We start from the raw sequence: 13,368 nt of genomic DNA, 5'->3' as shown, positions 1-13,368 counted from the left end.
ATTATATCGAATGTGATTACAATCGGTGGCGGCGGCACAGTTGGTGTGGCGGCCTCAGTCCGGAACAATTTGAAAACAAGAACCTCGCTTAGGCCTGTGTCCATATTACGTGGGTAGGATCAAAATGCCGCTTTATGGTGACTCACAAAAATTCACCACATCCCTCACAACCACCTTATTACGCCCGGTCTCTTTCGCCTCGTAAAGTGCGTTATCAGCCAGTCGATAGATCTCATTTGGGTTTAACGCATTTTCCTGAGTCACAACAGCGCCAATACTAATCGTCACTTTTTGTGGTATAGCGTATTCAGGATTATCGCCAGTTAAACGCTCAACATTTTCCCGAATCCTTTCCGCTAAAGCTTTCGCACGTTCAGTATCGATGTCCGTCAGCAAGTCGCCAAACTCTTCGCCGCCGACGCGCGCTAAAAGGTCATCTGGTCGTATGCTTTTCCCAATGATATTCACCACTGTTTTTATCACCTGATCGCCAACCGGATGCCCCCAGGTGTCGTTGACTTTTTTGAAGTGGTCGATATCCATAATCATGACGCAATAAGGCGTTTTTTGGGCTGATGCTGATTGAACTGTCAGTTCATTAAAAAAATAATTTCTGTTAAATATATTGGTTAAGGGATCGCGATGTGCAATGTTCTTTGTTACTCGTAGCGCACTGAATATATGGCACATAAATATTACCATAACGGTTAACTTACTGACTACTTCAATAGTGCGACTAATATACCAAGTGGACACGCTATACCTGCTCATAAATAACAGAGAGATATTGTACAGTACGGCACAAAAAGCAATCACCGTCACTCCATTCCAGATATCATAGCGTAAACCATTAAAGTATAGATTAACCGAAAGCAAGGTTAACCACATGAAAATCATTATGGTAACATATGAGGCTTTCCAAACCACCTGACCATTTTCATTGGTTAACTCGGCAATGTGTAAATTGTAGCTCTCATAATGACTAGAAAGTATGTGAGCAACTATCGGCCCCCCAAAAACAAAAAACAAACTTATGCACAAAGTCATTTTTTTGGAAAATAAATTGCGCTGTTTTGTGTTTTCACTAACTTTATTCACCAATGCCAGAAATATTAATATGCACAAACTCATCTGACGAAACAAATAATAGATTGCAATGTCATTTTGGACAACACTGCTTGTCAAACGCCCCTCAATAATTTGCTGAATGATAATGACGGTTTTAACAAAGTAAATCAAACAACTCAGAAAAGCCAAACTAAGTATACAGTTTGAAAATTGCCTACGGTCATAAATGAAATACAACTGCATAAAAATAAATGCAACAGTATCGATAAAAAATAAAGCAATCATTACCATCAGATAGGTTGATCGTGGAACAACTTCCTCAACGCCTGGCTGATTAAACCAACTATTCACCAAAACCAAAGCAAGCCCAAACAATAAGCTCACTAATACAGTACTACTAATTCTCAAATAGTCTTTTTCCATAAAGCTACACCAATCTGTAGGTTGTAGATCCCTTTCTATTATTAATAGATATAAGAACTGTACTGTTGTCAATATGAAATTCCGCCCACAAACAATACCGATGATGATAGTTGCTGAATGTAATTATTATTGCCTAAGTGCTTTATACATTGTTTGCAACAAGCTAGGCTTGAAAATACTTATAAATGGTTATAGAAAATCCTTATAAAACATTAATTCATAGATACATTAGGAATAACAATTAAATCCGTGAGTGCCGTAGCGCAGCCTTTCATCAGGACTTTCGAAAAATCCGAAATCATGCATCGGAATTTACTGATTTAATTATTTTACTCCTAACTTATTTTGAAAAAGGCATTGGGAATTATGCCGTATTCCTGAAGATCCTCATCATTGGAATGGATTTTCGGGCGAGAAAAGGATTTTATATGGACACTCTGCTCATCATTTCTTCTTCTCATCATCAACAATTCACGTCTCTCTTCCGCGTTTAATAACGGATTATGAGGTGCAAAAAATATCTTTCTTTTCAGTTACCTGTCATTAGATACAGAGAGAGATTTTGGCAATACATGGAGTAATACAGGATGTATTCAAGTAGCAGAAAAAGGTGCCCGCAAACCAAATGGGCTTTGAAAATTCTTACTGCCGCATTTTTAGCAGTGAGTCCCGCGGCGAAGAGTGCCGTTAATAACGCCTATGATGCATTGATTATTGAAGCTCGCAAGGGAAATACTCAGCCAGCTTTGTTATGGTTTGCACAAAAATCAGCACTCAGTAATAACCAAATTGCTGACTGGTTACAGATTGCCTTATGGGCCGGGCAAGATAAACAGGTTATTACCATTTACAACAGCTACCGTCATCAGCAATTACCAGCGCGTGGTTATGCAGCTGTCGCCATCGCTTATCGTAACCTGCAACAATGGCAAAATTCACTTACACTGTGGCAAAAGGCGCTCTCTCTGGAGCCGCAAAATAAGGATTATCAACGGGGACAAATTTTAACCCTGGCAGATGCGGGTCACTATGATACTGCGCTGGTTAAACTTAAGCAGCTTAACTCTGGAGCACCGGACAAAGCCAATTTACTCGCAGAAGCCTATATCTATAAACTGGCGGGGCGTCATCAGGATGAATTACGGGCGATGACAGAGTCATTACCTGAAAATGCCTCTACGCAACAATATCCCACAGAATACGTGCAGGCATTACAGAATAATCAACTTGTTGCCGCGATTGACGATGCCAATTTAACGCCAGATATTCGCGCTGATATTCATGCCGAACTGGTCAGACTGTCGTTTATGCCTACGCGCAGTGAAAGTGAACGTTATGCCATTGCCGATCGCGCCCTCGCCCAATACGCTGCATTAGAAATTCTGTGGCACGATAACCCAGACCGCACTGCCCAGTACCAGCGTATTCAGATTGATCATCTTGGCGCGTTATTAACTCGCGATCGTTATAAAGACGTTATTTCTCACTATCAGCGTTTAAAAAAGACGGGGCAAATTATTCCGCTCTGGGCGCAATATTGGGTTGCGTCGGCTTATCTCAAAGATCATCAGCCGAAAAAAGCACAGTCAATAATGACCGAGCTCTTTTATCACAAGGAGACCATTGCCCCGGATTTATCCGATGAAGAACTTGCGGATCTCTTTTACAGCCACCTGGAGAGTGAAAATTATCCCGGCGCGCTAACTGTCACCCAACATACCATTAATACTTCGCCGCCTTTCCTGCGGTTAATGGGCACGCCTACGAGCATCCCGAATGATACCTGGTTACAGGGGCATTCGTTTCTCTCAACCGTAGCAAAATATAGTAATGATCTTCCTCAGGCTGAAATGACAGCCAGAGAGCTTGCTTATAACGCACCAGGAAATCAGGGACTGCGCATTGATTACGCGAGTGTGTTACAAGCCCGCGGTTGGCCTCGTGCAGCAGAAAATGAATTAAAAAAAGCAGAAGTGATCGAGCCACGTAATATTAATCTGGAGGTTGAACAAGCCTGGACAGCATTAACGTTACAAGAATGGCAGCAGGCAGCTGTCTTAACGCACGATGTTGTCGAACGTGAACCGCAAGATCCCGGCGTTGTACGATTAAAACGTGCGGTTGATGTACATAATCTTGCAGAGCTTCGTATCGCTGGCTCAACAGGAATTGATGCCGAAGGCCCGGATAGTGGTAAACATGATGTCGACTTAACCACCATCGTTTATTCACCACCGCTGAAGGATAACTGGCGCGGTTTTGCTGGATTCGGTTATGCCGATGGACAATTTAGCGAAGGAAAAGGGATTGTTCGCGACTGGCTTGCGGGTGTTGAGTGGCGGTCACGTAATATCTGGCTCGAGGCAGAGTACGCTGAACGCGTTTTCAATCATGAGCATAAACCCGGCGCGCGCCTGTCTGGCTGGTATGATTTTAATGATAACTGGCGTATTGGTTCGCAACTGGAACGCCTCTCTCACCGCGTTCCATTACGGGCAATGAAAAATGGTGTTACAGGCAACAGTGCTCAGGCTTATGTTCGCTGGTATCAAAATGAGCGGCGTAAGTACGGTGTCTCCTGGGCTTTCACTGATTTATCCGACAGTAACCAGCGTCATGAAGTCTCACTTGAGGGTCAGGAACGCATCTGGTCTTCACCATATTTGATTGTCGATTTCCTACCCAGTCTGTATTACGAACAAAATACAGAACACGATACCCCATACTACAACCCTATAAAAACGTTCGATATTGTTCCGGCATTTGAGGCAAGCCATTTGTTATGGCGAAGCTATGAAAATAGCTGGGAGCAAATATTCAGCGCAGGTGTTGGTGCCTCCTGGCAAAAACATTATGGCACGGATGTCGTCACCCAACTCGGCTACGGGCAACGCATTAGTTGGAATGACGTGATTGATGCTGGCGCAACGCTACGCTGGGAAAAACGACCTTATGACGGTGACAGAGAACACAACTTATACGTTGAATTCGATATGACATTCAGATTTTAAGGATAAATATGTTACGTAATGGAAATAAATATCTCCTGATGCTGGTGAGTATAATTATGCTCACCGCGTGCATTAGCCAGTCAAGAACATCATTTATACCGCCACAGGATCGCGAATCTTTACTCGCCGAGCAACCGTGGCCGCATAATGGTTTTGTGGCGATTTCATGGCATAACGTTGAAGACGAAGCTGCCGACCAGCGTTTTATGTCAGTGCGGACATCAGCACTGCGTGAACAATTTGCCTGGCTGCGCGAGAACGGTTATCAACCGGTCAGTATTGCTCAAATTCGTGAAGCACATCGAGGAGGAAAACCGCTACCGGAAAAAGCTGTAGTGCTGACTTTTGATGACGGCTACCAGAGTTTTTATACCCGCGTCTTCCCAATTCTTCAGGCCTTCCAGTGGCCTGCTGTATGGGCCCCCGTCGGCAGTTGGGTCGATACGCCAGCGGATAAACAAGTAAAATTTGGCGATGAGTTGGTCGATCGAGAATATTTTGCCACGTGGCAACAAGTGCGAGAAGTTGCGCGTTCCCCGCTCGTTGAGGTCGCTTCTCATACATGGAATTCTCACTACGGTATTCAGGCTAATGCCACCGGCAGCTTATTGCCTGTATATGTAAATCGTGCATATTTTACTGACCACGCACGGTATGAAACCGCAGCAGAATACCGGGAAAGAATTCGTCTGGATGCTGTAAAAATGACAGAATACCTGCGTACAAAGGCTAAGGTAAATCCACACGTTTTTGTTTGGCCTTATGGCGAAGCGAATGGCATAGCGATAGAGGAATTAAAAAAACTCGGTTATGACATGTTCTTCACCCTTGAATCAGGTTTGGCAAATGCGTCACAATTGGATTCCATTCCGCGAGTATTAATCGCCAATAATCCCTCATTAAAAGAGTTTGCCCAGCAAATTATTACCGTACAGGAAAAATCATCACAACGGATAATGCATATCGATCTTGATTACGTTTATGACGAAAACCGCCAGCAAATGGATCGCAATATTGATGTGCTAATTCAGCGGGTGAAAGATATGCAAATATCAACCGTGTATTTGCAGGCATTTGCTGATCCCGATGGTGATGGGCTGGTCAAAGAGGTCTGGTTTCCAAATCGTTTGCTACCAATGAAAGCAGATATTTTTAGTCGGGTTGCCTGGCAATTACGTACCCGCTCAGGTGTAAACATCTATGCGTGGATGCCGGTATTAAGCTGGGATTTAGATCCCACATTAACGCGAGTAAAATACTTACCAACAGGGGAGAAAAAAGCACAAATTCATCCTGAACAATATCACCGTCTCTCTCCTTTCGATGACAGAGTCAGAGCACAAGTTGGCATGTTATATGAAGATCTTGCCGGACATGCTGCTTTTGATGGCATATTGTTCCACGATGATGCTTTGCTTTCAGATTATGAAGATGCCAGTGCACCGGCTATCACGGCTTATCAGCAAGCAGGCTTTAGCGGGAGTCTGAGCGAAATTCGACAAAACCCGGAGCAATTTAAACAGTGGGCCCGCTTTAAAAGTCGTGCGTTAACTGACTTCACTTTAGAACTTAGTGCGCGCGTAAAAGCCATTCGCGGTCCACATATTAAAACTGCACGAAATATTTTTGCACTTCCGGTAATACAACCTGAAAGTGAAGCCTGGTTTGCACAGAATTATGCTGATTTCCTAAAAAGCTATGACTGGACCGCTATTATGGCTATGCCTTATCTGGAAGGTGTCGCAGAAAAATCGGCTGACCAATGGTTAATACAATTGACCAATCAAATTAAAAACATCCCTCAGGCTAAAGACAAATCTATTTTAGAATTACAGGCACAAAACTGGCAGAAAAATGGTCAGCATCAGGCTATTTCTTCGCAACAACTCGCTCACTGGATGAGCCTATTACAACTGAATGGAGTGAAAAACTATGGTTATTATCCCGACAATTTTCTGCATAACCAACCTGAAATAGACCTTATTCGTCCTGAGTTTTCAACAGCCTGGTATCCGAAAAATGATTAATCGCATCGTATCGTTTTTTATATTATGTCTGGTGTTATGCATACCCCTATGCGTAGCGTACTTTCACTCTGGTGAACTGATGATGAGGTTCGTTTTCTTCTGGCCGTTTTTTATGTCCATTATGTGGATTGTTGGCGGCGTCTATTTCTGGGTCTATCGTGAACGCCACTGGCCGTGGGGAGAAAACGCACCAGCTCCCCAGTTGAAAGATAATCCGTCTATCTCCATTATCATTCCCTGTTTTAATGAGGAGAAAAACGTTGAGGAAACCATACACGCCGCTTTAGCACAGCGTTATGAGAACATTGAAGTTATTGCCGTAAATGACGGTTCAACAGATAAAACCCGTGCCATCCTGGATCGCATGGCTGCACAAATTCCCCATTTGCGGGTCATTCATCTGGCGCAAAACCAGGGGAAAGCCATTGCGCTTAAAACCGGAGCTGCCGCGGCGAAAAGTGAATATCTGGTGTGCATTGATGGCGATGCGTTATTAGACCGCGATGCGGCGGCATATATTGTGGAACCGATGTTGTACAACCCGCGTGTGGGTGCCGTAACCGGTAATCCTCGTATTCGAACACGTTCTACCCTGGTGGGTAAAATTCAGGTTGGCGAGTATTCCTCAATTATTGGTTTGATCAAGCGAACCCAGCGTATCTATGGAAACGTATTTACCGTTTCCGGTGTTATTGCCGCATTTCGTCGCAGCGCCCTGGCAGAAGTGGGTTACTGGAGTGACGATATGATCACCGAAGATATTGATATTAGCTGGAAGCTGCAGTTGAATCAGTGGACGATTTTTTACGAGCCACGGGCACTGTGCTGGATATTAATGCCTGAAACGTTAAAAGGGCTGTGGAAACAGCGCCTGCGCTGGGCTCAGGGCGGTGCAGAAGTATTCCTCAAAAATATGACAAGGCTATGGCGCAAAGAAAACTTTCGAATGTGGCCACTGTTTTTTGAATACTGTCTGACGACAATATGGGCCTTTACCTGCCTGGTCGGTTTCATTATTTACGCAGTCCAACTTGCCGGTGTACCGTTAAATATTGAATTGACACATATCGCTGCGACACATACTGCCGGAATATTATTGTGTACGTTATGTTTACTGCAATTTATTGTCAGCCTGATGATCGAGAATCGCTATGAGCATAATCTGACTTCATCGCTTTTCTGGATTATTTGGTTCCCGGTTATTTTCTGGATGCTGAGCCTGGCAACGACATTGGTATCATTTACACGAGTCATGTTGATGCCTAAAAAGCAACGCGCCCGTTGGGTAAGTCCCGATCGCGGGATTCTGAGAGGTTAATATGAACAATTTAATTATTACGACCCGACAATCGCCAGTACGTTTACTGGTTGATTATGTTGCCACAACCATCTTGTGGACATTATTTGCTTTGTTCATATTCTTATTCGCCATGGATCTGCTGACGGGTTATTACTGGCAAAGCGAGGCCAGAAGCCGACTTCAGTTCTATTTTTTGCTGGCAGTGGCGAATGCCGTCGTGTTAATTGTCTGGGCGCTGTACAATAAGCTGCGTTTTCAAAAACAGCAGCATCATGCAGCCTACCAATATACGCCGCAAGAATATGCAGAGAGCTTAGCAATACCTGATGAGCTCTATCAGCAACTACAAAAAAGCCATAGGATGAGCGTACACTTCACCAGCCAGGGGCAAATAAAAATGGTTGTTTCAGAAAAAGCGCTAGTCCGGGCATAAACACCCAAAACAAAGCCCGGTTCGCCCGGGCTCTGCACCGATAATACACTTAACTGTATGCATGCAGCGTACGTTGGCAAAGTGCCGAACGTACGCAGTCCTCTTTACCGAACCGGACGATCCCAACCATTTCATCTTCTTCGAAACGTTCCAGCGCGTCACTTAATCCGGAGCACACGCCGCGAGGCAAATCGCATTGCGTGATATCACCGTTGACGATAACCGTCACGTTCTCCCCGAGGCGGGTTAAAAACATTTTCATTTGCGCGGCAGTCACATTCTGCGCCTCGTCAAGAATGACGACTGCATTTTCAAAGGTACGTCCACGCATATAGGCGAACGGCGCAATTTCCACCTTCCCTATTTCCGGTCGCAGGCAGTACTGCATAAAGGAAGCCCCTAAGCGCCGGACCAGCACGTCGTAGACCGGGCGAAAATAGGGAGCAAACTTTTCTGCGATATCTCCAGGTAAGAAGCCAAGATCTTCATCGGCTTGCAGAACTGGACGGGTGACGATAATCCTGTCGACATCCTTATGTATCAGGGCCTCTGCCGCTTTTGCTGCGCTGATCCAGGTTTTTCCGCACCCGGCTTCGCCCGTGGCGAATATCAGCTGCTTACTCTCAATAGCCTTCAGATAGTGCAATTGCGCTTCATTTCGCGCGAGGATGGGCGAAGTATCGCGACTGTCGCGGGCCATACCAATGGCTTCTACGCCGCCCATCTGCACAAGCGAGGTGACCGATTCTTCTTCACGCTGCTTATGGCTGCGCGAATCCCGTCTCAGCACACGTTTTGCCTCACGACGAGCTTTGATCACTGCTTTTTGTCTTCCCATGGAGAGCACCTTGAGTTGTTTGTATTCATCACACGCGCCGTTGGCAGCGCGATTATGCGCACGAACATCAGAGGGTTGGCTTCCTTGTAAGCCATAGTTTGCTTTTGGATAAAATGCCGAAAAACGGCTACGCACACCGTTTGCGGCGTCGGTAACACGAGTAAAGAGAGGAAGTGAGAAAAATACAGAGTGACGAAGTTGCTACCGGAGGAGAAATCTCCGCAAGTGGTGGAGCGTAGCTTAACAAGACATTGTCCAGAACAGGACGTTACCATCCGCGATCTCCATAGTGACTGACTATCACTGCCGGGAACTTCCGCTGCTACTTAATAATTACAACAGATCTCGCATTCATTGCAACAATATATTCACTTATATTTAACCATAAAACACCATTTCAGTGACATTAGTTTCTACTGGAAAGATGACAGAGTGATGACAGATATGAAAAAAGCTGTGTGCTTTCAGCAGGATTCGCATCAGGCATCTGCGCACGAACGCCGGATGCGGCGTGAACGCCTTATCCGCCTACCGAACCCGCACCGATTGTAGGCATAAGAAGACGCGCAAGCATCGCATCAGGCATCTGCGCAAGAACGCCTTATCCGTCTATAAACATTAAACCCGCAATAACGCGCTTCCGAGATAATCGTTCGCGTCCTTCACTCCCGGCAGCGCAAAAAAATAACCGCCGCCGATAGGTTTAACGTATTCCTCCAGCGCTTCGCCATTGAGCCTTTTTTGTACAGTCAGGAAGCCTTTTTCCAGATCGTGTTGGTAACAGACAAACAGTAGCCCCATATCCAGTTGCCCGGAGTTGGTGACGCCCAGTGAATAACTGTAGCCACGACGCAGCATCAGGCTGGACTCACTCTCCGCCGTGCGGGGATTCGCCAGCCGGATATGGCTGTCCAGCGCAATCACCTTCCCTTCCGGATCGCTGGCGTAATCGGGAACATCATGCTCATGCTGCATTCCCAGCGGCGCACCGGTTTGCTTATCACGACCAAAAATCGTCTGCTGTTCTTTCAGCGGAGTTCTGTCCCAAAATTCCACTCGAAACTGAATCAAGCGTACTGCCTGATAGCTGCCACCGATTGTCCACGCTGGCTCCTGCTGATCTGCCGTTACCCACACCACTTTTTGCATCAACTTATCATTCTGGCTATCGGGATTGGCAGTGCCGTCTTTGAAACCCAGCAAATTAATCGGCGTCTCTTTGCCTTTACTACGCGCCGCGTGATCGGAAATAAACCCTTCCCGCTTCCAGCGCACGCTGAGCAAATCTGGCGTATGTTTGATGATATCGCGCAGCGCATGGATCACCGTGTCCTGGGTGTTGGCGCAAATTTGTAGCAACACATCACCATGACATAACGCCGCATCCAGCGAGTCGTTGGGAAAACGCGTCATCTTCTGCAACTTTTTCGGCATCTGTGGCGCAAGGCCAAAGCGCTCATCAAACAATGAGTGACCCACCGATAACGTGATGGTGAGATTATCGGGCGCAATGTAGCCGCCAAGAATGCCGGAATCGAGTGGTGGCAGGCGCGGATTTGGCGTTTCTGGTGCCGCTCCGCCCTGAGTCAGAAAAGCAAAACGCTGAGTCAACAAGCGAAACAACCGTTCAAGATCGGCTTTATCGCTGGCAAGCACATCAAACGCCACCAGCATCATTGCGGCCTGTTGTGGCGTCAGGATCCCTGCCTGATGCTTACCATAAAACGGCTGTTTCTCATTGCGTGCAACCGGTGAAAGCGTACCCGGCGCACTTTGCGTTTTTTGTGCATGAGCGACCGGACAACTTCCCGCCAGCGCCAGCGCACCAATGCCTTTCAGTAAACGTCGGCGTGACGGTTCATTCACGCCGTTTTTATCTTCATACTGCATAATGCTTAATCCAATCCCAGCACACCGCGAAGTTGCGCCAGATCTTCCGCCAGCGCAGTAATCGGTCCTTTCAGTGCATTCCGGTCGGCATCGGTCAATTTGTCGTAGGTTTCAAAACCGTCTTTAGTACGGTATTTCGCCAGAATGGTATCGACCTTTTTAAAGTTGGCATCGACTTTTGCCAACAGTTCCGGGTTAGCTTTTTGCAGTTGTGGACGCAGCAGATCGACAATTTTCTGCGAGCCTTCAACGTTAGCCTGGAAATCCCACAGATCGGTGTGGCTGTAGCGATCTTCTTCACCGCTGATTTTGCTGGCTGCCACTTCCTCAATCAGTCCGGCTGCACCGCCGACCACTTTTGAAGGTGGGAAAGCCAGTTCACTGATGCGTTTTTGCAAATCGACCACATCGGTATAAAGCTGGTCAGCGTACTGATCCATGCCTTTGGTGGTGTTGTCGCCAAACAATGCTTTTTCCAGACGGTGGAAACCGGTGAATTTTGGATCAGCGGCTTTTTGCTCGTAATCATCTTCACGGGCGTCAATGCTGCCATCCAGATCGGAGAACAGTTCAGCAATCGGTTCAATGCGCTCATAGTGCTGGCGCGTCGGCGCATACAGTGCTTTCGCTTTTTCGATATCGCCTGCTTTAATCGCGTCGGTAAAGGCTTTGGTGTCGGTCACCAGCTGCGTGGTTTCCGCCATGACATACGCTTTATATGCAGTAATTGCACCACCAAGACTTAACAGCGCATCACTTTGCGCCGCATCCGCCGTTGCCTCACCTTTGACGATCAACTTCCCTTTCGGGTTAGTCAGCAGACCGCAGGTCATATCGTATTCGCCAGGCTGTAAATTCGCCGTCATTTTCTGGCTAAAACCAGGGGCGATATTTTCCCGCTCTTCCACCACCATCACGCCTTTGAGGATCTCCCACTCCAGCGCCTTCTGGCTATGGTTCTGAATAATGAACTGTGTTTTCCCGGCGTTAACCGTAATGGTCATCGGTTCGCACTGCTTATCCGTCACGGTCACTTTGACCTGCGTCACATCAGCGGCGTTAGCCATAAAAGCAGAAGAAAACAGCGCAGCCACGCTCAACTGCAATGCGTTACGGCGGAAGTTAATGGTCATGACGAGACTATCCCTTTAAAGTATGTTGTAACTAAGCAAGAGTTTGCGTCGTATTTGTTACGCGGAGCGAGACGCTGTCGCCCCTGCGCGTGGTGGCAGAGCAAATGCCACCAGCGCCGGGATGAGATAAATAAACCAGACGGCGACTTCGCTGACGCTCGGCGCTTCCTGATAGCCAAAAAACCCTTCCATCAGCGTGCCAAACAGCGAGTGAGTTGAGAGCACCGCACTCATATCGAAGGCGATTTCCTGAAAGTGGTTCCACAATCCGGCTTCATGAAATGCGCGAATGGCACCAGCTGCCAGCCCTGCGGCGACGAAGAGAATAAACAGGCTGGTCCATTTAAAAAATGCACCAAGATTGAGGCGAATACCGCCCCAGTAGAGCAAGAAGCCTAGCACCACGGCAGTAGCAAGACCGAGCATTGCACCCAGCGGCGGCCAGATCCCGACATCTTGTTGAAATGCCGCCAGCAGGAAAAAGACCGACTCCAGCCCTTCCCTTGCAACGGCAAAAAAAACCATCATCACCAGCGCCCAGCCATGATGATTTCCACGCTGCAATGCGCTATCGACTGCCTGCTCCAGTTGTACTTTGACGTTGCGCGACACTTTGCGCATCCAGAAAACCATCCAGGTAAGGATCACCACGGCGATCACCGCCACGATACCTTCAAACAGTTCCTGCTCTTTTTGCGGAAATTCGCCGGTGGTTTCGTTAATGAAGATCCCCAAGCCCAGGCACAACGCAGCGGCAAGCAACACGCCAATCCACATCACACCAATCCATCGGCCTCGCTGGGTACGCTTAAGATAGCTGGCAATCAAACTGACAATCAGCGCGGCTTCAAGTCCTTCGCGCAACATAATGAGAAACGGAACAAACATGCCACCCACCCTTAAACGTTTTTCTGAGTCAATCTATGCAAAGAAAAGTAAATCGCAGTGATAGCGATTATCATTACGGTAAAGAAAAATACAAGCGGAATGTTTATAAAATGATGTTGAAATGTAAACAAAGAGAGGTAATGTCAGGGGATATAAACGATTATTCCAGGTACAAAGATGGGATTGTTTACAACGAGCCATGTGTTCTTGCCGGATGCCGCGTAAACGCCGTATCCAGCCGACAAAACCGTCCTGACTCAATACATCAAAACTTCCATGTAAAACTGATAAGCGGGTGTATCAAGCAATTTCGTCCATCCTCGATTATCAAATCTAACTTTTTGCCCGGAACATAAG

General features: G+C 46.7%; 10 protein-coding genes. 5 read left to right on the top strand and 5 right to left on the bottom strand.

Annotated features, from left to right (window positions below):
* Window positions 1-92, top strand: a 92-nt coding sequence (locus tag QZF50_RS12275; RefSeq protein WP_071607396.1) for an IS3 family transposase, incomplete at its 5' end; no start/stop codon positions are given.
* A 40-nt stretch (window positions 93-132) separates the two neighbouring features.
* Here the strand turns inward: QZF50_RS12275 and QZF50_RS12270 are convergent.
* The gene (locus tag QZF50_RS12270; RefSeq protein WP_290388882.1) at window positions 133-1,491 is read right to left on the bottom strand and encodes a GGDEF domain-containing protein; all 1,359 of its coding nucleotides are present in this window, start codon (window positions 1,489-1,491) and stop codon (window positions 133-135) included.
* Window positions 1,492-2,078: 587 nt separating this feature from the next.
* Here QZF50_RS12270 and pgaA point away from each other — a divergent pair.
* From pgaA to pgaD, 4 genes are read left to right on the top strand one after another with little or no spacing between them, the layout of a single operon-like run.
* Window positions 2,079-4,502, top strand: a complete 2,424-nt coding sequence (gene pgaA, locus QZF50_RS12265) for a poly-beta-1,6 N-acetyl-D-glucosamine export porin PgaA (protein ID WP_000287476.1) — start codon at window positions 2,079-2,081, stop codon at window positions 4,500-4,502.
* A gap of 8 nt (window positions 4,503-4,510) precedes the next feature.
* Window positions 4,511-6,529: a poly-beta-1,6-N-acetyl-D-glucosamine N-deacetylase PgaB gene (gene pgaB / locus QZF50_RS12260; RefSeq protein WP_000945554.1), complete on the top strand. Its 2,019-nt coding sequence runs from the start codon at window positions 4,511-4,513 to the stop codon at window positions 6,527-6,529.
* Complete coding sequence (gene pgaC / locus QZF50_RS12255; protein WP_000610451.1) at window positions 6,522-7,847, top strand: poly-beta-1,6-N-acetyl-D-glucosamine synthase; 1,326 nt, start codon at window positions 6,522-6,524, stop codon at window positions 7,845-7,847. Before pgaB ends, pgaC begins: the two co-directional genes overlap by 8 nt.
* A gap of 1 nt (window position 7,848) precedes the next feature.
* Window positions 7,849-8,262, top strand: coding sequence for a poly-beta-1,6-N-acetyl-D-glucosamine biosynthesis protein PgaD (gene pgaD, locus QZF50_RS12250; protein WP_001061095.1), 414 nt, complete (start codon window positions 7,849-7,851; stop codon window positions 8,260-8,262).
* Window positions 8,263-8,311: 49 nt separating this feature from the next.
* Here the strand turns inward: pgaD and phoH are convergent, their stop codons facing one another.
* The 4 genes from phoH to efeU all read right to left on the bottom strand — a co-directional run bounded on the left by phoH (window position 8,312) and on the right by efeU (window position 13,011).
* A complete protein-coding gene (phoH, locus tag QZF50_RS12245; protein ID WP_000533522.1) occupies window positions 8,312-9,100 on the bottom strand; it encodes a phosphate starvation-inducible protein PhoH in 789 nt (262 codons plus the stop codon).
* A gap of 618 nt (window positions 9,101-9,718) precedes the next feature.
* Window positions 9,719-10,990: an iron uptake transporter deferrochelatase/peroxidase subunit gene (gene efeB, locus QZF50_RS12240; RefSeq protein WP_001199180.1), complete on the bottom strand. Its 1,272-nt coding sequence runs from the start codon at window positions 10,988-10,990 to the stop codon at window positions 9,719-9,721.
* A gap of 5 nt (window positions 10,991-10,995) precedes the next feature.
* The gene (efeO, locus tag QZF50_RS12235) at window positions 10,996-12,123 is read right to left on the bottom strand and encodes an iron uptake system protein EfeO (protein ID WP_000154411.1); all 1,128 of its coding nucleotides are present in this window, start codon (window positions 12,121-12,123) and stop codon (window positions 10,996-10,998) included.
* A gap of 57 nt (window positions 12,124-12,180) precedes the next feature.
* The gene (gene efeU / locus QZF50_RS12230; protein WP_000497941.1) at window positions 12,181-13,011 is read right to left on the bottom strand and encodes an iron uptake transporter permease EfeU; all 831 of its coding nucleotides are present in this window, start codon (window positions 13,009-13,011) and stop codon (window positions 12,181-12,183) included.
* Window positions 13,012-13,368 lie beyond the last annotated feature (357 nt).

The organism is uncultured Escherichia sp. (assembly GCF_948475835.1).
Lineage (GTDB): Bacteria > Pseudomonadota > Gammaproteobacteria > Enterobacterales > Enterobacteriaceae > ECMA0423.
This window is presented reverse-complemented; position numbering and strand designations above follow the sequence as displayed.

Coding starts and splice junctions, on each gene's coding strand:
- pgaC (WP_000610451.1), top strand. CDS start 6,522: ATGATTAATCGCATCGTATCGTTTTTTATATTATGTCTGGTGTTATGC.
- efeO (WP_000154411.1), bottom strand. CDS start 12,123: ATGACCATTAACTTCCGCCGTAACGCATTGCAGTTGAGCGTGGCTGCG.
- QZF50_RS12270 (WP_290388882.1), bottom strand. CDS start 1,491: ATGGAAAAAGACTATTTGAGAATTAGTAGTACTGTATTAGTGAGCTTA.
- pgaD (WP_001061095.1), top strand. CDS start 7,849: ATGAACAATTTAATTATTACGACCCGACAATCGCCAGTACGTTTACTG.
- phoH (WP_000533522.1), bottom strand. CDS start 9,100: ATGGGAAGACAAAAAGCAGTGATCAAAGCTCGTCGTGAGGCAAAACGT.
- efeB (WP_001199180.1), bottom strand. CDS start 10,990: ATGCAGTATGAAGATAAAAACGGCGTGAATGAACCGTCACGCCGACGT.
- pgaA (WP_000287476.1), top strand. CDS start 2,079: ATGTATTCAAGTAGCAGAAAAAGGTGCCCGCAAACCAAATGGGCTTTG.
- efeU (WP_000497941.1), bottom strand. CDS start 13,011: ATGTTTGTTCCGTTTCTCATTATGTTGCGCGAAGGACTTGAAGCCGCG.
- pgaB (WP_000945554.1), top strand. CDS start 4,511: ATGTTACGTAATGGAAATAAATATCTCCTGATGCTGGTGAGTATAATT.